This is a genomic window from Agrobacterium vitis, assembly GCF_013337045.2.
Classification (GTDB): Bacteria; Pseudomonadota; Alphaproteobacteria; order Rhizobiales; family Rhizobiaceae; genus Allorhizobium; species Allorhizobium vitis_B.
In genome coordinates, this window is record NZ_CP118259.1 from 3477025 (window position 1) to 3500040 (window position 23016).

A 23016-nucleotide genomic window follows, 5' to 3' on the forward strand; every position below is an offset into this window, starting at 1 on the left:
ATCAGCCGACATGTCGCAACACACCTTTGTTCAAGAAAGCAATAAGCAGAGAAATAGCCGCTGGGGTCATGCCCTCAACTTTGGCAGCCTGGGAAAGGTTCTCAGGACGGATCTTTTCCAATTTTTGTTTCAGCTCATTGGAAAGGCCCGACAACGTCGCATAATCGAAGTCCTTAGGAATCAGCCTGTCTTCATCTCGTTTGGTTGCGGCAATATCTGCATTCTGTCGATCCATATAGACAGCATAGGTCGCATGAATTTCGACAGCATCCGCAACCTTATTATCCAGGGCGCAAAAGTCAGGCCAAATCCGCGAGAGATCGGCAATCGAAATATCGGGATAGGCCAAAAGCTCAAGCCCAGTGCGTCGCCGACCGTCCTGGTTAACTGGAATGCCAACGGCGGCGGCTTCGTTGGGTGTCAGTTTTCTCGACTCAAGCAAATTAATCGTTTCATCAATCTGATGCTGGTAGTGCTTAAATCGTTTCTCCTGGTCTGAAGCAATACATCCAAGTTCAATACCAATCGGCGTCAAACGGATATCGGCATTATCAGCCCGAAGCGACAAACGAAACTCGGCACGGGAGGTAAACATCCTGTAGGGTTCAGTCACACCATGGCTGATCAAATCATCAATCATCACGCCAATATATGATTGGGCCCGGCTGAAATTTACCACATCCTGGCCACCCGCGGCGCGCGCGGCATTCAGTCCAGCCACCAGACCTTGTGCCGCAGCCTCTTCATAACCAGTTGTTCCATTGATCTGCCCGGCAAGATAAAGGCCATTCAACCGCTTCAATTCGAGGCTCGCCGACAACTCACGCGGATCTATGTGGTCATATTCGATTGCGTAAGCACTCTGGAGAATCGTCACATTCTCCAAACCCGGCAAGGTTCTCATGAACTCCTTCTGCACAGACTCAGGCAAAGAGGTCGATATACCGTTTGGATAGACTGTGTGGTCATCCAATCCCTCAGGCTCAAGAAAAACCTGATGGCCATCCCGATCTCCAAATCGGCTGATCTTATCCTCAATCGACGGACAATAGCGTGGACCGACGCCCTCGATCTGCCCGGAATACATGGCAGAGAGATGAATATTATCTCGAATGATTTTATGGGTTGCGGCGGTGGTTCGGGTGATTCCACATTCGATCTGCGGATTGGTAATGTGGTCGGTCATGAAAGAGAACGGGACCGGTTGCTCATCAGCCGCCTGCATTTCGAGCTGCGACCAATTGATGGTTCTACCATCCAACCTGGCCGGAGTTCCGGTTTTCAAACGACCCAGCCTTAGCCCCAACCGTCCCAATGTCGCGCTCAAACCAAGTGACGGGGCTTCCCCCACACGTCCGGCCGGAATTTGTGTCTGTCCAATATGGATGAGACCGCGCAAAAAAGTACCGGAGGTCAATATCACTGATGCGCTGGACAGGCTTTGCCCGTCTGCCAAAATGACCCCTTTAACGGTGTCATTTTCGATATCAAGATCGAACACGTCCCCTTCAATGATCTCGAGCTGCGGATGGTTGAAAAGTACATTCTGTACGGCTTGACGATAAAGCTTCCGGTCAGCCTGGGTTCTCGGCCCTCGCACAGCCGGTCCCTTTTTTCGGTTCAGCAACCGGAACTGAATACCGGAGGCGTCAGCACATCTGCCCATGAGTCCGCCCAGTGCATCAATCTCCCGGACAAGATGCCCTTTGCCCAAACCGCCAATGGCCGGATTACAAGACATAACACCAATCGTATCGCGTCGATGCGTTACAAGGCAGGTTTTTGCACCAAGTCGCGCACTCGCATAGGCCGCTTCGCTGCCGGCATGCCCGCCGCCAATCACAATCACATCAAATCGCCGCGGCATCATTTTCATCTCGACCACCAATGTTTCACGTGAGTCATTTTCCGACGCAAAATTCCGAAAAGATTTTACCCAAAAGCGTTTCGGTATCGATACGTCCAACTAGACGACCCAGCGCATCACTTGCCAAACGCAGGAAGTCCGCTCTAATTTCCAAGTTCAGTAGGCTATTTGAAGCTTCATCAATGAAAGAAAGAGCATCTCTCAGGCATTCGATATGACGTAAACGACTTGGGATCACTGATTCCGTATGACCAAACCGTTTCCGAATCGAATCGAGAATGACGCTTCGAACCCCGTCCACATCATCAGGAACGTAAGTCGAAATGACGAGATCTCGATCTATCCCTTCACTTGCTGTCAGAAGATCAACTTTTGTCCCGATGGTGACAACCGGAACCGAAACAATATTGATTGTCTGGCCTGGAGAGGAAACGTCGTCAAGCAACAAAACGAGATCGGCTTCTTCGACCTTGCGCAATGCCCGCCGTATGCCTTCCTGTTCGATGACCTCTTCGGTCTCTCGAATACCGGCGGTGTCATACAAGCGAACGACATATCCTTCAAGGTCTATATCACATTGGAGAATGTCCCGCGTCGTCCCGGCATAATGGGTCACAATTGCTACGTCCCGACCGGCAAGTGCATTGATGAGGCTCGACTTGCCAGCATTAGGAGGCCCAGCAATCACCACATTAAAACCATCACGAATGATTTCACCTCGCCGGTCATCGGCAATAGCCGCGGAAATCTGCGTGCGGAGGTCCCTAACACTATCCCATACTTGATCAGACACCGATCCGGGAATGTCGCCTTCATCGGCAAAATCCAACTCGGCCTCGATCATTGCCCGGCCATAGATCAATTTTTCACGCCAGCTCTCATAGGTACCGGTTGCGTTACCGCTGGCCTGGGCGAGAGCTTGCCGCCGCTGCATTTCTGTTTCTGCTGCCAGCAGATCAGCCAGGCCTTCAATTTCGACCAAGTCCAGCTTGCCGTTTTCAAAAGCCCGTCTCGAAAACTCTCCAGGTTCTGCAAGTCGGCAACCGGAGAATGAGGCCAGTGTCGAAAGCAAGGCGCTCACCACGGCGCGGCTTCCATGCACATGTAGTTCCCCACAATCCTCACCCGTGAACGAGGAGGGGCCGGAGAAGAAAAGTACCAATCCCCGATCTATCACCAGTCCATCACGGTTCCGAATCGACCGTAACGTGGCATGGCGAGGCTCAGGAACCACCGTACAGAGTTCCGTTAAAACGGCTTGGACATCCTTACCCGATAACCGAATTACGGCTACACCGCTCGGAAGCGATCCGGTTGAGAGGGCAAAAATAGTATCGCCTGCCATTGCTTGAACTCACTCCTTAAGCGCGCAGCCTGTCCTGTGCCCGGATGCACGCCAAAACCTTCATAATCCACAGTGTGCCTCAAATGCAAAACCCCCGACCTTTCGGTCGGAGGTTGTAACTATGAATCCAGCTTAAGAACGCGATAGCGATCAGGTATTCATCGACTCGAAGAAATCGCCATTGGTCTTGGTCTGTTTCAATTTGTCGATCAGGAATTCGATTGCATCGGTTGTTCCCATTGGGGCGAGAATCCGGCGAAGAACAAAGATCTTCTGAAGATCCTGACGCGGCACAAGCAGGTCTTCTTTACGCGTTCCGGATTTCAGAATATCCATGGACGGGAAGATACGCTTGTCGGCAACCTTGCGGTCAAGCACGATTTCGGAATTGCCAGTGCCCTTGAACTCTTCAAAGATCACTTCGTCCATACGGCTGCCAGTGTCGATCAATGCCGTTGCAATAATCGTCAGCGATCCACCTTCTTCGATATTACGGGCGGCACCGAAGAAGCGCTTGGGGCGTTGCAGCGCATTGGCATCCACACCACCCGTCAGGACCTTGCCGGAAGAGGGAACGACGGTGTTATAGGCGCGGCCAAGGCGAGTAATGGAATCGAGCAGGATGACAACGTCACGACCGTGCTCAACCAGCCGCTTGGCCTTCTCAATGACCATTTCAGCGACCTGAACGTGGCGCACCGCCGGCTCGTCAAAGGTCGAGGAAACAACTTCGCCCCGAACCGAGCGCTGCATATCCGTCACTTCTTCAGGACGTTCATCGATCAGAAGAACGATCAGATAGCATTCTGGATGATTTGCGGTAATGGAATGCGCGATATTCTGGAGCAGGACAGTCTTACCGGTCCGCGGCGGCGCAACAATCAAACCACGCTGGCCTTTGCCCAGTGGTGCAACCAGATCGATGACCCGCGAGGAAAGATCCTTGGAGGTTGGGATCTCCAGTTCCATCTTGAACCGCTCATTCGGATAGAGCGGCGTCAGGTTATCGAAGTGAACCTTATGGCGGATCTTTTCCGGATCCTCAAAATTGATCGTATTGACTTTCAGCAGCGCGAAATAACGTTCGCCTTCCTTGGGTCCGCGGATCGGACCTTCAACGGTATCACCGGTTTTCAGCGAGAACCGACGGATCTGCGATGGCGAAATATAAATGTCGTCCGGGCCCGGGAGATAGTTGGCATTGGCTGAGCGCATGAAACCGAAACCATCCTGCAGGACTTCGACAACGCCTTCACCAATGATCTCGACATCCTGGCTGGCCAGCATTTTCAAAATGGCAAACATCAATTCCTGTTTGCGCATCGTGCTGGCATTTTCGACCTCAAGCGATTCCGCAAAGGCCAGCAGATCGGTTGGCGATTTGCTCTTGAGTTCTTGTAGCTTCATTTCAGCCATGAAGGGGACCATAATTTAAAACTGTTGGGGAAGGCGTGCGGGGGATAAATTCGGTTCTGCCAGCGAAACCGGCGAATACGAGAAATGCATGCCATGAAGAGGGGTAGCGGGAAAATAGCGATTCATAGGGCGCGCCGCAAGAGGCGGCGGAAATTTCATTCACATTTCGGTCAACTTGTCAGTGGGAACCCCGCTTTAGAAGGGTTTTACAATGACCAGAATGACAATCACGATCATCAGGACTGTCGGAATTTCATTGAAAGCCCGCCAAAATCGCGGGGTTTTCAAATATTCGCCTTTGGCAAAAGACTTTGTGGCCATGCCTAGATATTCGTTAGCGAGGGTGAGACAAACAACCGCAGCCAGTTTTGCATGCAGCCATCCACCTTGGAATCCAAAAACCGACCAAGCGAGATAAAGACCCAGAATCCAGGACAGGGCCATGGCAGGACGCATGATCACATTCATCAGGCGACGCTCCATAACCGCAAATGTCTCGGCCTGAAGCGATCCCTTCGGCGCATCGAAATGGTAGATCAGGAGCCGAGGCATATAGAGCAGGCCTGCCATCCAGGAGATGATCGCGATGACATGCAGGGCCTTTATCCAGAGATAGGATTGATCAGGGCCAGCCCAAAACAAGGCAATCACGATCAGGCAAAAAATTGCAAGGGCCACCAAGGCCCGCAGGCGTGCGGTCTTCCCGGCTGTTTCGCCGCTTTGCCTGCCATTCATCTCATTGCACCCTTTGCCTGACATGCTGTACGAGCTCTCGCACCGTTTCCGGATCGGCTTGCGGGGTGATGCCATGGCCTAGATTGAAGATCAGCGGACCAGTCCCGAGCCGATCCAATATCCTGTCTATGCCATCACGCATCGCCTGGCCACCGGCAACCGCCAGCATCGGATCGAGATTACCCTGAACAGGTCCGTCCTTTTGCAACTCGGCCGCGAAGGACAAAGGCACACTCCAGTCCAGTCCGATTGCGTCAGATCCGGTCTGCCGGCGGTAATCCTTCAGCAGCATACCGGCACCTTTCGCAAAACTGATGATTTTCGCATCGGGACGGCTGAGGCGCAGTTTATCGATGATCCGTTTGACCGGCTTGACACAAAAATCCGCAAATTCCTCTTCTCCCAACACCCCAGCCCAGGAATCGAAGATTTGCACGGCATCTGCACCAGCATCGATCTGAGCCTCTAAATATTCGGCAGAAAGATCGGCGAGATAATCCAGAAGCCGTAAGAAAGCCTGGCGATGACGATAGGCAAACAGGCGGGCTGGGGCCTGGTCCGGGGTGCCGTGGCCGGCAATCATATAGGTTGCGACGGTCCAGGGGGCACCGCAAAATCCGAGCAAAGTGGTTTCATCCGGCAATGTCTGGCGCAACCTGGACACTGTCTCGATCACCGGGTTCAGATGCGGGAAAACCGATTGGTCGGGTAAAGCCATAATCTCATCGGCGGTGATCGGCGTCATTTCAGGGCCTTTGCCTTCGGTGAAGGTGACGTTTCGATTCAAGGCATCGGGAATGACGAGAATGTCGGAAAACAGAATGGCAGCATCGAATGCGTAACGACGGATTGGCTGGAGCGTCACTTCCGTCGCCAGTTCCGGTGAATAACAGAGATCGAGGAAACTTCCGGCCTGTGCCCGCGTTTGACGATATTCGGGAAGATAACGGCCAGCCTGACGCATCAGCCAGATTGGCGGTGGTGAAAGGCTCTGGCCTTCAAGCACTTTCAGGACTTTACGGTTTTCGGCGCTCAAAGTCATGCCTTTCAAATTATAAAAAGAGAGATTTTTCTTTTTTCTATTTCTAAGAGTCTGTGAGTAGCAAGGGTTAAAGACAGTGCACAGATTAACGATGTTTTAGGGTGACAACGCATGCGGTGGGGAATGGGTTGCAGGTAATTGGGATAATTGTGCCGTGATTGTGAAAAAAATCGATAAAAATCAAATTGATAAAGTTAGATTAACGAATAGAGCGGCCTGTGGATAGAGTGGGGAGATGAGCTGAACAGATAAAAATCAACCACCTTATGCACAGGGCCTGTGAAAACGACGCTGAACGGGTTAGTGCTGTGGAAAAACCGGCTGATATCCCCAGGGCGAAAAGCCAGGGGGAAAACGAGGTCGCTTTCTACAGGTCTATCAACAGCAGGGTCAGGATAGCGTGGAGAACAGAAAAAACTTCTTTCATCTGCACCTCATTTCTGACTCAACGGGAGAAACCCTGATCTCGGCTGGACGGGCAGCAGCGGTTCAGTTTCAGCATTCCAATCCGATCGAGCATGTCTATCCACTGGTGCGGAACCGTCGGCAGGCCGATGCTGTGCTCCAATCGATCGATAAGGAGCCCGGTATCGTTCTTTACACAATCGTCGATCCAGAACTGGCGGACTTCATCGACCGGCGTTGTATCGAGATCGGTGTACCCAGCGTGAACGTGCTTGAGCCCGTTATCGGGACGTTTCAGGCCTATCTTGGTCCACTGGCGCGTCGGCGTGTCGGTGCACAGCATGTGATGAATGCGGATTATTTCGCGCGTATCGAGGCGCTGAATTACACCATGGATCACGATGACGGCCAGATGGCCGAGGATTACGATCAAGCGGATGTCGTTCTGGTCGGGATCAGTCGTACCTCGAAAACCCCGACCAGTATCTATCTTGCCAATCGTGGTATTAAGACCGCCAATATCCCTATCGTGCCAGATTCGCCCTTACCCGAATCGCTGCTCGCAGCAAAAGGGCCATTGATCGTTGGATTGATCGCGACGTCTGATCGGATTTCACAAGTTCGGGGCCATCGTGAATTGGGCACTGTCAGCGGCTTCGATCCAAGCGATTATACGGACAGGGCGAGCATTGCAGAAGAATTGAAATATGCCCGTTCGCTATGTGCGCGTCATAATTGGCCGGTGATCGATGTGACGCGGCGATCAATTGAAGAGACAGCGGCGGCAATCATTGCGCTGCGTGCCAAGCCGCGCTAATGCCGGATGGTTTTTTAAAGTTGAGGCAATCATGACAATTCCCGTTATTCTTGCATCGACCAGCCCTTTCCGACGGCAATTGCTGGAGCAGGCTGGTTTGCGCTTCACGGCTATGGCACCCGATATCGATGAACGCGAAATCGAAAGTCGGGCCGAGCATCAGCACCTGTCGCCGCTAGAACTGGCACAGGTATTGGCCTGCGAAAAGGCTTTGGCCGTGAGCCGCCAGGCGCAAGGCGGTCTTGTGATCGGTGGCGATCAGGTTTTGGCTCTGGGCGAACGGATCTATCACAAGCCAAAGGATCTCCTCTCGGCTCGTCACCAAATGCTCAGCCTGCGGGGTGAAACCCATGTGCTTTATAGCGCGCTGGCACTGGCGAAACAGGGTGAGGTGATCTGGCGGCATGTCTCCCAGGCCCGGATGACGATGCGGATATTCAGTGAGACGTTTCTGGACGATTATCTCGATCGGGTAGGTGAGGCGATTCTGAAAAGCGTTGGTGGCTACCAGATTGAAGGCTTGGGCGTGCAGTTGTTTTCGGATATCGTCGGGGATTATTTTACCATCGTCGGCGTGCCGCTTTTGCCTCTGATGGAGAAACTGCGCGAATTGGATATTGTGCATGCATGATTCACGTGAAACATTTCTGAAGGGCGCCTTTGTTGCCGGCTATCCAATCAAGCATTCGCGTTCGCCTGTTATCCATAGATATTGGCTTCAGCAGCACGGTCTCGCGGGTGGCTATGAGAAACTAGAGATTGAGCCGGCAGACATCGCAGATTTCTTCGCCAGACTGAAAACAGGCAAGACCCGCTATCTCGGTGGTAACATTACCATTCCGCATAAAGAGGCTGCTTTTCAGATAGCAGATGTTCCTGACATGGTGGCGAGGCAGCTTGGGGCTGCCAATACGCTTTGGCTTGAAAATGGGCTTATTCATGCCACCAATACCGATGTTTACGGTTTTCTAGCCAATCTGGATCAGGGATATGCGGGCTGGGACAAGGCTCGCAAGGCTGTTGTGCTGGGGGCCGGTGGTGCCAGTCGGGCGATCATCCAGGGACTGCTGGATCGCGGATTGCAGCATGTTCATGTGGTCAATCGGACCCTGGCGCGAGCGCAGGATCTGGCAGATCATTTTGGTGCTGCCGTCCAGGCGCATGGAAGAGAGGAGTTGCAGGATGTTTTGCTGAGCGCGGAACTTCTGGTCAACACCACGTCTCTGGGTATGAATGGCGAAGATGTTCCACTAATCGACTGGGACAAGCTTTCTCCCGGCGCTTTGGTAACGGATATCGTCTACACGCCGTTGGAAACCGGTCTGCTGCGGCAGGCGAGGGCGGCGGGCTTTGCCACGGTGGATGGTCTGGGCATGCTTTTGCATCAGGCCGTACCGGGATTTGAAAAATGGTTCGGCGTCCGGCCACAGGTGACGGATGATTTGCGGCAGTTGTTGATTGCCGATCTGGAGAAGCAGCCATGATCCGCATTGGTCTGACCGGCTCGATTGGCATGGGCAAGACAACGACGGCAGATTTCTTTCGCCAGGAAGGTGTGCCGGTCTATGATGCGGATGCCGCCGTGCATGACTTGTACCGGGGTGATGCGGTCGCTCCGATCGGCGCGGTGTTTCCTGAAGCGGTTGTTTCTGGCGTTGTGGATCGAGAGGTTCTCAGTCGGACTCTGGCTCAGAATCCGGGTAAGCTTAAACAACTCGAGGCAATCGTTCACCCACTGGTGCGTGACAAGCAACAGGACTTTCTGGACGATCAGGAATTGGCGGGCGCCGATCTGGTTGTTTTCGATATTCCGCTGCTGTTTGAAACCGGCGGAGAAAAACGACTTGATAAGGTCGTTGTGGTCAGTTGCGATGCCGATACACAAAGGCGTAGGGTTTTGGCGCGACCAGGCTGGAACGAAGAAAAGCTGGCACTGGTTTTGTCGCGGCAGATGCCGGATTCTGAAAAGCGGGCCCGCGCGGATTTCGTGATTGACACCGGACAAGGCCTTAAGGTGGCACAGACACAGGTGAAAGCCATTGTTTCAACCCTACGAGGGGAAACCTGACATCAAACCACCAGAGTTTTCGTCGGAAAATGGCGTGGCGTCTGGAATGGCGATCTGCCAGCAGCAAAATCAAAATACAAAGCCAAACAACTGGAGCAATAATGCGGGAAATCGTATTCGATACGGAAACCACCGGTCTGGAAAGCAAGCTGGACCGGGTGATTGAAATCGGTGGCATCGAATTGTTCAATCATTTCCCGACCGGCCGCAGTTTTCATGTTTATATCAATCCTGCCGACCGGGCCATTCACCCGGATGCCTTGGCGGTTCACGGCATTACACCTGAGTTTTTGAAGGATAAGCCGGTCTTCGCCGATATTGTCGAGGATCTGGTGGCGTTTTTCGATGGCGCGAAATGGGTGGCGCATAATGCCACATTCGACATGGGCTTTATCAATGCCGAGTTCGAGCGGTTGGGTCGTCCGCCGGTCGGGCCGGAGCATGTCGTCGATACCCTGTCTCTGGCGCGGCGCAAACACCCGATGGGTCCAAACTCGCTCGATGCGCTTTGCCGACGCTATGGCATAGACAATTCTCATCGCACCAAGCATGGCGCCTTGCTCGACTCCGAACTCCTGGCTGAAGTCTATATCGAAATGCTGGGCGGTCGCCAGGCGACCTTCGGTCTTGAGCAGTCGGGAAACAGCGACAAGCGATCTCGCACGCAGGATAGCAATGTGACGGTGGAAATTGCTGCCCGTCCGAAAACAATGGCGCCGCGTCTAACCGAGGGCGAACAGGAGCGCCACGCAGCTCTCGTCAAGCGGCTCGGCCAGAAGGCGATCTGGGCGCATTACAATCAAGGCGAATAACTGCCATCGCATTCGATAAAAAAAGCCCGGATCGACCGGGCTTTTTTGTGCTCGAAAAAGAGCGGGATGACGCAAGGATCAGTTGACCCGACCCTGTTCCTCGGCAAAGCGCTGGGCAAACATCTGTGCAAAATCGATCGGGTCGATCATCAGTGGGGGGAAACCGCCATTGCGCGTTGCATCGGCGATGATCTGGCGCGCAAACGGGAAGAGCAGGCGCGGGCATTCGATGAACAACACCGGCAGCATATGCTCCTGCGGGAAACCGGTGATGCGGAAAACGCCGCCATAAACCAGTTCGGCTGCAAAAACCACTTTATCGTCATCACGCGCTTCGGCGGTCAACGACAGGACCACGTCGAAATCATTGTCCGACAGCGGGTTGGCGTTGACATTGACATTGATATTGATCGAAGGGGCCTTGTCCCGGGCCTGGAGCGAGCGCGGCGCACCCGGATTTTCGAAGGACAGATCCTTGATATATTGTGCAAGGATATTCAGGGACGGGCTCTCCGTCCCATTGCTGTTTTCATTGGCCATTGGGGTTCCTCAAGGCTTTTATGGTTCGAGGCCATCTATCATTTCAAGGTGGGCCTTACAAGCCTTTCGCCCCTACAGGTCATCTCTTGCCGTCATCCCCTGGCAACCGGGTCCAGCGTGAGGAGCCGTTGGGATTGTGCCTTTGATAGTCCTTTTCATCGAGATCGATGATGTCCTCCGCTTTTGCCGGGCCTGGTCCTGATGACGACGGCCCGCCTGGCCCTTGTTGCCAACCAGGCCCCCGCCCGGCGCGCTGTACAAAGACAAGTCTTGGGCTGATGATCTTCCAAAGCGCAGAGCGGACCATTGGCACCAGGAGCAGTAGGCCGAGAATATCGGTGATGAAGCCCGGCAATATCAGCAGCAATCCGCCGAACATCTGTGCCGTGCCACTCAGGACGCCCTTGGCCGCTCGTTCCGGGTCGCCAGAACGCGGACGGCGCAGGCGTTGGGCGAGACTGATCCCCTGGCTCCTGAGCACCAGCAGGCCGAACAGACTGGAGCCGATCACCAGCGCCAGCGTGGGCAGAACACCCAGCCATTGTCCGACCAGGACAAAGCCGGCGATCTCCATCAAAGGCAGTAGCAACAGGAAAAGGGCGGTCAGTCGCATTTGGTTTCCTTTAAACGATTATCGTGAGAACCTAAAGAAGTGACGTAGGCTATTTGAATGCAGCATCCAGGCAGACTATATGGAGTGAGAAAGCTTCAAATTAAACAGCGGTGCGGTGGCAATGGGTTCTAATGATTTTGTGACTCTCTTCTTTCTGGTGGCTGCGGTCTTGATTTTCTGGCAGCTGCGCAGCGTATTGGGACGTCGCACTGGCAATGAAAAGCCACCGAAAGACCCTTTCGCTGGACGTCCGGATGCTACATCTCCAGCAGCGGAAGATGCGCGGGTCGTGACTTTACCCCGACGCGACGAGGCCGATGGCGAGGAACGCCAGACGGCAATCGACGCCTATGCCCCGGTTGGCACCCCGCTGAACCAGCAATTGCGCCAGGTCGTGGAGCTTGATCCGAGCTTTGTGCCGAAGGAATTCCTCAACGGTGCGCGCATGGCTTATGAAATGATCGTCACGGCCTTTGCCGCTGGCGACAGGAAGAGCTTGAAGGATCTGCTGTCGCGTGAGGTCTATGACGGTTTCGATGCGGCGATTACGGAGCGCGAGCAGCGCGGCGAAGTGATGAAGTCAACCTTTGTTGGTATCGACAAGGCGGAAATCACCGGTGCGGAAGTCCGAGGCCAGGAAGTGCAGATCACTGTCCGCCTCGTCAGCCAGTTGATTTCCGCGACCTATGACAGTCAAGGCGCAGTGATCGAGGGCGATGCGGAATCGGTTGGCGATGTCAACGATATCTGGACCTTTGCTCGCGACACGCGCTCACGCGATCCGAACTGGAAGCTGATCGCTACCGAATCCGACCAATGAGTGGTGAAGCGACGAAGTTTCGGCTGGAGCCTGTTGGTTTCGACCAACTCCTCGGTTGGGACGCGGATGATCCCTCGGCGCTTTTGCCGGCCATGGCCGATTGCCTGGATTATCTGACCACGGTCAAGCCTTACCGACCCGGCCAGTTGGGCTTGACCGCACAAGATCTTATGCCGCTGCTTGAAAAGGCAGCGGCCTTACCACGAGCAGACGGCGACGCATTGCGGCGCCTGCTGGAAACCGAATGCCAGGTTTTTCGTGTGGTGCGCACGGATGGGAAGGCGGGTTTCGTTACGGCTTTTTATGAGCCTGATATCGAGGTTTCCGATCATCCCGACGATCTCTACCGCTTTCCCTTTTACCGCCGACCTGACGATTTGATCGATCTTGATGATCAAAGCCGGCCTGGAAATATCGATCCGTCCTATGTTTTTGGACTGAAGAACGATGACGGCGCGACCTATTATCCGGATCGTCAGGCCATTGACCAAGGCTTTCTGCAGGGACGCGGGCTGGAAATCGCCTGGGCGAAATCGAAAGTCGATGTGTTTTTCGTCCATGTCCAGGGTGCCGCACGGCTGCGTTATCCTGACGGGCGGGTTGGGCGGATTACCTATGCCGCCAAGGCGGGCCATCCTTTTTCCGGCATCGGCGGATTGCTGCTGAAGCGCGGTGAAATTGCTGCCGAGGCGATGTCGATGCAGGCGATCCGCGCCTGGCTCGCGTCTCATCCCGATCAGGTCGATGACGTCTTGTGGCACAATCGCTCCTATATTTTTTTCCGCGAAGCCGAAGTTGGTGACCTGTTACGCGGCCCGATCGCGGCGGCGAAAGTGCCATTGGTGGCGGGACGATCCCTGGCGGTAGACCGGACGATCCATACATTCGGCTTTCCGTTTTTCATTCATTCTCAAACTTTGACGTCACAAGATCCACCGGGTTTGGATAGCGGCAAGCCTTTTGCGCGGTTGATGCTGGCGCTCGATACGGGCTCGGCGATTGTCGGACCGGCGCGCGGCGACATCTTTACCGGCTCTGGCGATGAAGCAGGAAATCTTGCCGGGGCGGTGCGCAACGACGCGGATTTCTATATCCTGATCCCGAAACAGGCCGCTAAAAGGGTCGAGTCGAGGTTTGGTTGATGGCGGGCAGGGACAGGATCAGTACGGAAGACCGTATTTTGTGGGGCAAGGTGGCACGCACTACCCGCCCCATGGCCGGTCGTCTGGAAGAGTTGACCGCTTTTGAAGACGCCTTGACGGAGTTGGAAGCGTCTAAAGTGTTGGAACCCGGCCTTGCCGCCATGCGTGCCTCGCTGGAAAGTTCCGCCGCAAAGCCTGAGCCGAAGAAGCCCTCCGGCCTCCACCATCCGCTGGAGCGTCCTGTCAAGCGCAAGCTGTCGCGTGGCAAGCTCAAGCTGGAGGCCCGCATCGACCTGCACGGACTGTTCCAGAGCGAGGCCCATGCGATCCTGTTGGAATTTCTGGTGCGCGCCCATGAGCGTGGACTTCGCCACGTCTTGATCATCACCGGCAAGGGCAGTTCGATGGGCAGCGAAGGCGCCTTGAAACGGGCAGTGCCGCTGTGGTTTTCCAAGCCGGAATTCCGTTACCTGATTTCCTCTCATGAGCCAGCGGCTCCTCATCATGGCGGGGAGGGCGCTCTTTATGTCCGTCTGGCGCGCCGGGGCGGAGAGAGAATTGGCGGGGATGGACAATGACCCCCTTCGGCGATGCGGTGCGTGGACTTCGTGAGCGCAAGGGCGTGAGCCAGAAGGACATGGCCAAGGCAATTGGCGTGACGCCTGCCTATCTTTCGGCGCTCGAGCATGGACGGCGCGGCAAGCCGAGTTTCGACCTCTTGCAACGCATCGCCGGCTATTTCAATATCATCTGGGATGAGGCCGATGACCTGTTTGCAATAGCGGGCCTTTCCCATCCCAGGGTGACGGTGGATACCGCTGGTCTGCCTGCCGCCCATACCGCTTTTGCCAACCGGCTTGCAGGGATGATTCGCACCTTGTCGCCCGATGTGATAGAAGATCTCAACGCACTCCTGAGCAGAAGCGAGCGGGACCGTCAAAACCCTGGAAATCCCGTGGAAGCCTGCTGAATTTCATGGCTGCGATTTGGAAGTCGCCGCAAAATCCCTATAGTCGGAAAGTGCCAACGTGTGTGATTCGCCATAATTTTTGTTGCGGCCACGCATATTGCTTATGACACTGGAAAGATCGCTGAATGACTGAAACAACCGATGAAGCAAATGCCGCCAGCACTGCCTATGGTGCTGACTCCATCAAGGTGCTGAAAGGCCTCGATGCTGTCCGCAAACGTCCCGGCATGTATATCGGTGATACGGACGATGGGTCCGGCCTGCATCATATGGTCTATGAAGTTGTCGACAACGCTATTGACGAGGCGCTCGCCGGTCATGCCGATATCGTCACGGTGACGTTGAACGCAGATGGCTCAGTGTCCGTGACCGACAATGGACGCGGTATTCCCACCGACATCCATACCGGCGAAGGCATTTCGGCTGCCGAAGTCATCATGACCCAGCTTCATGCCGGTGGTAAGTTCGACCAGAATTCCTACAAGGTCTCCGGCGGTCTGCACGGCGTTGGCGTCTCTGTGGTCAATGCGCTGTCCGTCAAGCTCTCCATGAAGATCCGCCGTCATGGCAAGGTTCATGAAATGAGCTTCACCCATGGCGTTGCTGATGCGCCGCTGGCCGTGACTGGCGATTATGAAGGCCGCTCCGGCACGGAGATCACCTTTCTGCCCAGCACGGAAACCTTTACCCAGGTCGAGTTCGATTATGGAACGCTGGAGCATCGCCTGCGCGAGCTCGCCTTCCTCAATTCCGGCGTGCGCATTCTGCTGACTGACAAACGCAAGTCCGATATCCGCCAGGAAGAAATGCTGTATGACGGCGGCCTCGAAGCCTTCGTGCGCTATCTCGACCGCTCGAAAAAGCCGCTGGTCAGCAATCCCGTCGCCATTCGCGGCGAGAAAGACGGCATTACCGTCGAAGTGGCGATGTGGTGGAATGACAGCTATCATGAAAATGTGCTGTGCTTCACCAACAACATCCCTCAGCGCGATGGCGGCACGCATATGGCCGGGTTCCGCGGTGCGCTGACCCGCCAGATCACTTCTTATGCCGACAGTTCCGGCATCACCAAGAAGGAAAAGGTTACACTTCAGGGCGAAGACTGCCGTGAAGGCTTGTCGGCTGTTTTGTCCGTCAAAGTCCCCGATCCGAAATTCTCGTCGCAGACCAAGGACAAGCTGGTTTCGTCGGAAGTGCGGCCCGTGGTCGAAAGCCTGGTCAACGAAGCGCTAAGCACCTGGTTCGAGGAACATCCGACCGAAGCGAAGATCCTGGTGGGCAAGGTGGTGGAAGCTGCCGTCGCCCGCGAAGCCGCCCGCAAGGCGCGCGAACTGACTCGCCGAAAGGGCGCATTGGATATTGCCTCGCTGCCCGGCAAGCTTGCCGACTGCTCCGAGCGTGATCCGGCCAAATCCGAACTTTTCCTCGTCGAGGGTGACTCGGCTGGTGGTTCCGCCAAGCAAGGCCGTTCGCGTGAGCGTCAGGCGATCCTGCCTCTGCGCGGTAAGATCCTCAATGTGGAACGCGCCCGCTTTGACAAGATGTTGTCCAGCCAGGAAATCGGCACGCTGATTACCGCGCTTGGCACGTCGATCGGCAAGGACGAGTTCAATGCCGACAAGCTGCGCTATCACAAGATCATCATCATGACCGATGCTGACGTCGACGGCGCGCATATTCGCACCTTGCTTCTGACCTTCTTCTTCCGGCAGATGCCGGAACTGATCGAGCGCGGCCATCTCTATATCGCCCAGCCGCCGCTCTATAAGGTCACACGCGGTAAATCCATTCAGTATCTGAAGGATGAAAAGGCGCTGGAAGAATATCTGATCGGCATGGGCCTCGACGATGCTTCGCTGAAGCTCGGCAGCGGCGAAGTACGCGCCGGCCAGGATCTGCGCGAAGTGGTGCAGGACGCGCTGCGGCTGCGCAGCCTGATCGATGGCTTGCATTCGCGCTACAATCGCAATGTCGTGGAACAGGCTGCCGTTGTCGGCGCATTGAATCACGAACTGACCGCCAACCGTGAACGGGCCGAGCAGACGGCGGCGGAAGTCGCCAAGCGTCTCGACCTGATTGCCGAGGAAACCGAACGGGGCTGGGAAGGCTTCGTGACCGAAGAGGGCGGCCTGCGCTTCGAGCGCATGGTGCGTGGTGTCAAGGAAGTGGCGGCGCTGGATGTGGCGCTGATCGGTTCGTCAGACGCCCGCCATATCGACCAGCTCGCCACCCGCTTGAACGATATCTATGGCCAACCGCCGGTCCTGACCCGCAAGGATGGTCAGCAGACCATTTCCGGTCCGCGCAACCTGCTGGATGCCGTGTTCTCCTTCGGTCGCAAGGGTCTGTCCATGCAGCGCTATAAGGGTCTTGGCGAGATGAACGCCGAGCAGCTGTGGGAAACCACGCTCGATCCGAATGTGCGCTCGCTGTTGCAGGTCCGGGTCAATGACGCTACCGATGCCGATAGCCTGTTCTCCCGCCTTATGGGCGATGAGGTGGAACCGCGCCGCGATTTCATCCAGGAAAACGCCCTGAATGTCGCCAATCTGGACATTTGACGGACCTCACAGGTAGTAAAATAAAAAGGCCGTGCTTTGTAAAAAGCACGGCCTTTTTCGTGACTCACGTGAAACATTCGGCCTTACAGCACCGCGCAATCCTTTTTGGTGGACGGCGCTGAAAAAGGAAGGATCATTTCACTGACCCTTCCGAATAGCCGTTCAGGCCTTGAATTTACCCTCAAAAACCACGGTTTCCAGTGGTTTGCGGTCATTGGGGACTTCCTTCGCCTGCAAGCCTTCCGGCAGGATCGATTTATCCCCCAGCTTGCCAATCGCAACGGCGGCCTCGATATGGAAATCGGCGGGAACACCAAGCACGTTGGCGGCCTTGTCGAAATCCACGCCGGTCATGCCGTGGGCATGGAAGCCGGAATGGATGGCCTGAAGTGCCAGATAACCCCAGGCAGCACCGGCATCGAAGCTGTGGCTGCGCGAAGGCTTCGGCGCGGAGCCGTCGGGCGAGCGGCTCAGCGTATCGGAAATGACGAAAACCAGAGCGGAGGCATTCTTGGCCCAGCCTTGGTTGAATTCGACCAAGGCACCCAGCAAGGCATCGAAATGATCGTCACCCTTCAAAGCATAGACGAAGCGCCAGGGCTGATAGTTAAAAGCCGAGGGTGCCCATTGCGCTGCTTCAAGAATGGTCAGCAATTCGGTTTTGCTCATGGTCTCGCCTGTGAAGGCGCGGGGCGACCAGCGATCGAGGAAGATCGGGTGAATGTCATGGGTGGCATTACGATGATTGCTGCTTGTCATTATCAAACCTCAAAATGTGGAAGTCTCGAAACAAGGAAGGCCAAGGTCCGCATTCGCGTTCAGAAGAACTGTCCTAAGACCGTTAGCTGAGTTTACGGCTCAGTTGCGAAACACCTGACCAAACCTCTTCGCGGCACATAGGGTGTGTGACCGCAACCGGCAAGGTGTAGCAACCATGGCCGAAAAGCACCGGAAAGCCCCATCACTTCTTTGTCAAGGTGTGAAATCCCATGGGCGGATTCGCGCAATAAAATCTATGAAGTATAAAGGTTTCTGTGCATACTATCTGGTCAAAGGTTGGATAGTGGTGGAGCTAAGCAATTTCTTTACCCCTTTGAATTCCGGCCGGAACCTTGGCTCGACTGGTCCAGTTTAGCTTTGGATGAGTGACAACAGGGAAGAGGCGGATCGCATCGATGTTTTATCAACTGTATGAAATGAATCACGCAGCCATGGCTCCTTTGCGTGCCACGGCAGATGCCATGCGTCTGGCCTTTCGTAATCCGCTAAACCCGCTTACCCATACCGTTATCGGTCGGACAATGGCCGCAGGCTTCGAGGTGATCGAACGCAGCACGCGACACTACGGCAAGCCCGAATTTGGTCTTCCGACCACGGTGATCGACGGATCGCCTGTGAAGATCACCGAGGAAGTCACGTGGTCCAAGCCGTTCTGCAATCTCATTCATTTCAACCGGAGCCTGACCCAGCCCCGGAGTGACGACCCAAAAATCCTGATCGTCGCGCCGATGTCAGGACATTACGCCACCTTGCTGCGCGGCACTGTCGAAGCGCTGCTGCCCAGTGCTGATGTCTATATCACGGACTGGATCGATGCCCGCATGGTACCGATGACGGACGGGACTTTCGACTTCGATGACTATGTCGACTATGTGATCGAGATCCTGCATCATCTTGGCCCAAACACCAACCTTGTCGCCGTCTGCCAGCCCTCTGTTCCGGTTTTGGCAGCTGTGGCCCGGATGGAGGCCGAAAACGATGAATTCGTGCCATCCTCCATGACATTGATGGGTGGGCCGATCGATACGCGCATCAATCCGACCGCCGTTAATGAGCTGGCCAAGAACAAGCCGATTGAATGGTTTGAGGAAAACGTCATCATGAACGTTCCCTGGCCACAGCCGGGCTTCATGCGGCCCGTCTATCCTGGGTTCCTTCAGCTTTCTGGATTCATGTCGATGAATCTCGATCGGCATATGATTGCCCAGAAAGATTTCTATGTGCATCTGGTGAAGAACAACGGCGATTCCGCCGAAAAGCACCGGGAATTCTATGATGAATATCTGTCGGTCATGGACCTGACAGCTGAGTTCTATCTGCAAACGGTGGAATCCGTGTTCATGCGGCATTCCCTGCCAAAGGGTGAGCTGATGCATCGTGGCAAACCGGTCGATTGCGGCGCCATCCGCAATGTGGCGCTTTTGACGGTCGAAGGTGAGAACGACGATATTTCCGGCGTCGGCCAGACAAAGGCGGCACAGACGCTCTGCACCAATCTCGCCGATAACAAGCGCATGCATTATATGCAGCCGGATGTCGGCCATTACGGCGTCTTCACCGGGTCTCGGTTCCGTCGTGAGATCGCACCGCGTATCGTTGCTTTTGCCAAGCAGCATTCCAATCAACCGACCTCGGCGGTAAAGCGGGCGACGATGGTGAAGCGGGTGATAAAGGGCGGAAAATCGACCTAAGCGAGATTCGAATTTCCCGAATTTTTCGAGTGCTTTAGCAAATTGAAAATGACGGATGCTTGAAGGTTGTATCCGCCATTCCCATCTCGAATATGTCCGGTCGCATGGTGCTTGCCGGACACAACGAGGATAATGGAATGAACCAATCAGCATTGCTGCGTCCGGGCTGGACGCCTGCGACGATTGCCATGATGGTGCTCGGCTTCGTGATCTTCTGGCCGCTTGGCCTTGCCATGCTTGCCTATATTTTATGGGGCGATCGCTTCCGCACATCGAAACGGAACGCAAATGAGGCTATGGACGCCATGTTTTCAAAATGCTGCGGCAGCCGCCGCTCACGCAATCGCAACCGCTTTAGCGCCTCCAGTGGTAATCTCGCCTTCGATGAATGGCGTGTCGCAGAACTGGAGCGTATCGAGCAGGAACGTCGCAAGCTTGAAGAAATGCGTGAGGAATTCGAGGCCTATGTCCTAGAATTGCAGCGCGCCAAGGATCAGGATGAATTCAACCGCTTCATGAACCAGCGCAATGCCAGCCGCCGGGATGAGCGCGGCAGCGATGTCCAGACCTTCACTCAGGACTGACCGTCACATGATTTTGCAAAGGCCGAGATCCTTTTGGATCTCGGCCTTTTTTATGGCTCTCGATAAGCGATATAAGGCTACGACTGGAGCGAATCAGGTAAAAGACGCAGATGTTTCCCTTGTTTTTGCGAAGCCCGACCAGAGTGGCAAAAAAGCCGAAAGTGCCGGAAAGCCGCGAGCTGATTGTGGCCGGGCGCGCGGTGCCGCTTGCCATTCGCGAAAACCTTCGCGCCACCCGCATCACCCTGCGGATCGAGCCCGGTGGCCGGGGCCTGAAAATGACCATTCCCAAAGGGGTGCGCCAAGGCGACGTCAACGATTTTATCGAGCGGCATCGCGGCTGGCTGGAAAACAAACTGGCACGCTTTTCCGATGATACGAAAGTCAGGGCAGGGGGCATGATCTCGCTGCGCGGCGTTGCGCATCGTATCGAGCATACCGGGCAGCTGCGCGGCGTGACCCAGGTGCAGATGGAGAATGGCGAGCCGGTAATCCGCATCAGCGGCCTCCCGGAACATGCCGGTCGGCGGTTGTCAGCCTTTCTGAAAAAGGAAGCGCGGCACGATCTGGAGCGGTTGGTCGCCATCCATACCGGACGGTTGGGCAAGCCGGCAAAAAGCCTGGCGCTGAAGGATACGCGTAGCCGTTGGGGCTCCTGCTCCTGGGATGGCAATTTAAGCTTTTCCTGGCGCATCGTCATGGCGCCGCCCTCGGTGATCGATTACCTTGCCGCCCATGAGGTGGCGCATTTAAAGGAAATGAACCACGGCCCGCAATTCTGGGCACTGTGCAAACGTCTCTGCCCCGGCATGGACGAGGCCAAGACCTGGTTGAAGCGGCATGGATCGGAACTGCATGCCCTCGATTTTGACTGATTTGGCTCGACTCCGAGCCGATTTCATGTCACTTCGCTGACATGAAACCTGATGTCAAAATTTGTGGATTGAAGACCGAGGAAGCCGTCGAAAAGGCCGTGACCCTTGGCGCTACTCATGTCGGCTTCATCTTCTTTGAGAAAAGCCCAAGACATATCGAACCCGATATCGCCGGACGCATTGCCGAAAAGGCGCGGGGCAGGGCGAAGATCGTTGCCGTCACCGTTGATGCAGACACTGACGACCTTGATGATATTGTGTATCTGCTGAAGCCGGATATCCTGCAATTGCATGGCCACGAAAGCCCGCAACAGGTGCTGACCATCAAGGCGCTCTACGGTCTTCCAGTCATGAAGGTGTTTTCCATCCGAGAACCCGCTGATCTTTTGCAGATTGATGCCTATATAGGGATAGCAGACCGTTTTCTGCTGGATGCCAAGGCGCCTGAAGGCTCCGATCTGCCGGGCGGCAATGGTGTCACCTTCGATTGGCGTCTGCTGCGCGATCTTGACGCAGAGGTCGATTACATGCTTTCGGGTGGGCTCAACAAGGACAATGTCGGGCAAGCCCTTGCCGAAACGGGAGCGCGAGGCCTGGATGTATCTTCCGGCGTCGAAAGCGCGCCGGGCGTCAAGGATCTCGAACGGATGGATCAGTTCTTCGCCGCCGTCAGGCTGGCAACGGCCACAGCGCCGGTTTCAGGGAGTGTACAGTGAACCAGAACCCAATCCCGAATTCCTTCCGGTCCGGGCCGGATGAAGATGGCCGTTTCGGCATTTTCGGCGGCCGCTTCGTGGCCGAAACCTTGATGCCGTTGATCCTCGATCTGCAAGCAGAATGGGAAAATGCCAAGACCGACCCCAGCTTCAAGGCTGAACTCGATCACCTCAACACCCATTATACCGGGCGTCCGAGCCCGCTCTATTTCGCCGAGCGGCTGACGGCGGAACTTGGTGGCGCCAAGATCTATTTCAAGCGCGACGAGTTAAACCATACCGGTTCGCACAAGATCAACAATTGTCTCGGCCAGATCCTGTTGGCCAAGCGCATGGGCAAGACCCGGATCATCGCCGAGACCGGTGCTGGTCAGCATGGCGTGGCCTCGGCCACGGTCGCAGCCCGCTTCGGCCTGCCCTGCATCGTCTATATGGGCGCCACGGATGTGGAGCGTCAGGCGCCGAACGTGTTCCGCATGAAGCTGCTAGGCGCGGAAGTCCGCCCCGTGAGTTCAGGTCATGGCACCTTGAAGGATGCGATGAACGAGGCCCTGCGCGACTGGGTCACCAATGTCGATGATACCTATTACATGATCGGCACGGCTGCTGGTCCGCATCCCTATCCGGAAATGGTCCGCGAGTTCCAGTCGGTGATCGGCAAGGAATCCCGCGAGCAGATGATGGCTGCTGAAGGCCGCCTGCCGGATATGCTGGTGGCAGCGGTCGGCGGTGGCTCGAACGCCATCGGACTGTTCCATCCGTTCCTCGATGATGAGAGCGTGCGGATGATCGGCGTCGAGGCTGGCGGCAAGGGGCTGGATGGCAATGAGCATTGCGCCTCGCTGACAGCTGGTTCTCCCGGCGTCCTGCATGGCAACCGCACCTATCTGTTGCAAGACAGCGACGGGCAGATCAAGGATGGCCATTCGATTTCCGCCGGGCTTGATTACCCGGGTATCGGTCCGGAACATTCCTGGTTGAAGGATATGGGCCGTGTCGAATATGTGCCGATCATGGATACCGAAGCGCTGGAGGCTTTCCAGCTTCTGACCCGCACCGAAGGCATTATTCCGGCTCTGGAACCCAGCCACGCCCTGGCCGAGGTGATGAAGCGCGCTCCCAAAATGGGCAAGGACGAGATCATCCTGATGAACCTCTGCGGACGCGGCGACAAGGACATCTTCACGGTCGGCAAGATTTTGGGAATGGGGCTCTGA

23 protein-coding genes are annotated in these 23016 nt (G+C 55.4%); 15 read left to right on the top strand and 8 right to left on the bottom strand.

What is annotated here, in order from left to right; all coding sequences use genetic code 11:
• Position 1 precedes the first annotated feature (1 nt).
• The 5 genes from mnmG to hemE form a co-directional block, all read right to left on the bottom strand.
• Positions 2-1867 carry a tRNA uridine-5-carboxymethylaminomethyl(34) synthesis enzyme MnmG gene (gene mnmG, locus G6L01_RS16380; protein WP_139190389.1) on the bottom strand — a complete coding sequence of 622 codons (1866 nt, stop codon included), beginning with the start codon at positions 1865-1867 and terminating at the stop codon, positions 2-4.
• 34 nt (positions 1868-1901) lie between these two features.
• Entirely contained in the window at positions 1902-3212 is a 1311-nt protein-coding gene (gene mnmE / locus G6L01_RS16385; protein ID WP_070166209.1) for a tRNA uridine-5-carboxymethylaminomethyl(34) synthesis GTPase MnmE, read from the bottom strand.
• A 150-nt stretch (positions 3213-3362) separates the two neighbouring features.
• Positions 3363-4628, bottom strand: a complete 1266-nt coding sequence (gene rho / locus G6L01_RS16390) for a transcription termination factor Rho (protein WP_015917602.1) — start codon at positions 4626-4628, stop codon at positions 3363-3365.
• 195 nt (positions 4629-4823) lie between these two features.
• Complete coding sequence (gene hemJ / locus G6L01_RS16395) at positions 4824-5363, bottom strand: protoporphyrinogen oxidase HemJ (protein ID WP_070166208.1); 540 nt, start codon at positions 5361-5363, stop codon at positions 4824-4826.
• A 1-nt stretch (position 5364) separates the two neighbouring features.
• Positions 5365-6405, bottom strand: coding sequence for a uroporphyrinogen decarboxylase (gene hemE / locus G6L01_RS16400; RefSeq protein ID WP_071206651.1), 1041 nt, complete (start codon positions 6403-6405; stop codon positions 5365-5367).
• 400 nt (positions 6406-6805) lie between these two features.
• On the opposite strand from hemE, the gene G6L01_RS16405 reads away from it, so the two are divergent.
• The 5 genes from G6L01_RS16405 to dnaQ all read left to right on the top strand — a co-directional run bounded on the left by G6L01_RS16405 (position 6806) and on the right by dnaQ (position 10507).
• Positions 6806-7627 (top strand): pyruvate, water dikinase regulatory protein, encoded by an 822-nt coding sequence (locus G6L01_RS16405; protein ID WP_070166206.1) that lies wholly within the window; start codon positions 6806-6808, stop codon positions 7625-7627.
• Between the two features lie 31 nt (positions 7628-7658).
• Positions 7659-8258, top strand: coding sequence for a Maf family nucleotide pyrophosphatase (locus G6L01_RS16410; RefSeq protein ID WP_070166205.1), 600 nt, complete (start codon positions 7659-7661; stop codon positions 8256-8258).
• Positions 8251-9111, top strand: a complete 861-nt coding sequence (locus G6L01_RS16415; RefSeq protein WP_070166204.1) for a shikimate dehydrogenase — start codon at positions 8251-8253, stop codon at positions 9109-9111. The genes G6L01_RS16410 and G6L01_RS16415 overlap by 8 nt, the downstream gene beginning before the upstream one ends.
• Positions 9108-9695: a dephospho-CoA kinase gene (gene coaE / locus G6L01_RS16420; protein WP_070166203.1), complete on the top strand. Its 588-nt coding sequence runs from the start codon at positions 9108-9110 to the stop codon at positions 9693-9695. Before G6L01_RS16415 ends, coaE begins: the two co-directional genes overlap by 4 nt.
• 101 nt (positions 9696-9796) lie before the next feature.
• Positions 9797-10507 carry a DNA polymerase III subunit epsilon gene (gene dnaQ, locus G6L01_RS16425; protein ID WP_070166202.1) on the top strand — a complete coding sequence of 237 codons (711 nt, stop codon included), beginning with the start codon at positions 9797-9799 and terminating at the stop codon, positions 10505-10507.
• Between the two features lie 78 nt (positions 10508-10585).
• Here dnaQ and secB read toward each other — a convergent pair whose 3' ends face one another.
• Both secB and G6L01_RS16435 read right to left on the bottom strand, forming a co-directional pair.
• Positions 10586-11047 (bottom strand): protein-export chaperone SecB, encoded by a 462-nt coding sequence (gene secB / locus G6L01_RS16430; protein WP_070166201.1) that lies wholly within the window; start codon positions 11045-11047, stop codon positions 10586-10588.
• Between the two features lie 79 nt (positions 11048-11126).
• Positions 11127-11660 carry an FxsA family protein gene (locus G6L01_RS16435; protein WP_070166200.1) on the bottom strand — a complete coding sequence of 178 codons (534 nt, stop codon included), beginning with the start codon at positions 11658-11660 and terminating at the stop codon, positions 11127-11129.
• Positions 11661-11781: 121 nt separating this feature from the next.
• Between G6L01_RS16435 and G6L01_RS16440 the strand changes: the two genes are divergently transcribed.
• The 5 genes from G6L01_RS16440 (at position 11782) to gyrB (ending at position 17153) form a co-directional block, all read left to right on the top strand.
• Positions 11782-12480: a Tim44/TimA family putative adaptor protein gene (locus tag G6L01_RS16440; protein WP_070166199.1), complete on the top strand. Its 699-nt coding sequence runs from the start codon at positions 11782-11784 to the stop codon at positions 12478-12480.
• Positions 12477-13622, top strand: a complete 1146-nt coding sequence (mltA, locus tag G6L01_RS16445; protein ID WP_070166198.1) for a murein transglycosylase A — start codon at positions 12477-12479, stop codon at positions 13620-13622. Before G6L01_RS16440 ends, mltA begins: the two co-directional genes overlap by 4 nt.
• Positions 13622-14200, top strand: a complete 579-nt coding sequence (locus G6L01_RS16450; RefSeq protein WP_070166197.1) for a Smr/MutS family protein — start codon at positions 13622-13624, stop codon at positions 14198-14200. The genes mltA and G6L01_RS16450 overlap by 1 nt, the downstream gene beginning before the upstream one ends.
• Complete coding sequence (locus G6L01_RS16455; protein ID WP_070166196.1) at positions 14197-14592, top strand: helix-turn-helix domain-containing protein; 396 nt, start codon at positions 14197-14199, stop codon at positions 14590-14592. The genes G6L01_RS16450 and G6L01_RS16455 overlap by 4 nt, the downstream gene beginning before the upstream one ends.
• Positions 14593-14717: 125 nt before the next feature.
• Positions 14718-17153: a DNA topoisomerase (ATP-hydrolyzing) subunit B gene (gene gyrB / locus G6L01_RS16460; RefSeq protein ID WP_070166195.1), complete on the top strand. Its 2436-nt coding sequence runs from the start codon at positions 14718-14720 to the stop codon at positions 17151-17153.
• 162 nt (positions 17154-17315) lie between these two features.
• Here gyrB and G6L01_RS16465 read toward each other — a convergent pair whose 3' ends face one another.
• Positions 17316-17912: a nitroreductase family protein gene (locus G6L01_RS16465; RefSeq protein ID WP_070166194.1), complete on the bottom strand. Its 597-nt coding sequence runs from the start codon at positions 17910-17912 to the stop codon at positions 17316-17318.
• A 416-nt stretch (positions 17913-18328) separates the two neighbouring features.
• Here G6L01_RS16465 and G6L01_RS16470 point away from each other — a divergent pair, with 416 nt between their 5' ends.
• The 5 genes from G6L01_RS16470 (at position 18329) to trpB (ending at position 23016) form a co-directional block, all read left to right on the top strand.
• On the top strand, positions 18329-19624 hold the full coding sequence (locus G6L01_RS16470; RefSeq protein WP_070166193.1) for a polyhydroxyalkanoate depolymerase: 1296 nt from the start codon (positions 18329-18331) through the stop codon (positions 19622-19624).
• A 137-nt stretch (positions 19625-19761) separates the two neighbouring features.
• Positions 19762-20208, top strand: a complete 447-nt coding sequence (locus tag G6L01_RS16475; RefSeq protein ID WP_070166265.1) for a DUF2852 domain-containing protein — start codon at positions 19762-19764, stop codon at positions 20206-20208.
• 110 nt (positions 20209-20318) lie between these two features.
• Positions 20319-21083 carry a M48 family metallopeptidase gene (locus G6L01_RS16480; RefSeq protein ID WP_070166192.1) on the top strand — a complete coding sequence of 255 codons (765 nt, stop codon included), beginning with the start codon at positions 20319-20321 and terminating at the stop codon, positions 21081-21083.
• A 41-nt stretch (positions 21084-21124) separates the two neighbouring features.
• A complete protein-coding gene (locus tag G6L01_RS16485) occupies positions 21125-21799 on the top strand; it encodes a phosphoribosylanthranilate isomerase (protein WP_070166191.1) in 675 nt (224 codons plus the stop codon).
• A complete protein-coding gene (trpB, locus tag G6L01_RS16490) occupies positions 21796-23016 on the top strand; it encodes a tryptophan synthase subunit beta (RefSeq protein WP_070166190.1) in 1221 nt (406 codons plus the stop codon). The genes G6L01_RS16485 and trpB overlap by 4 nt, the downstream gene beginning before the upstream one ends.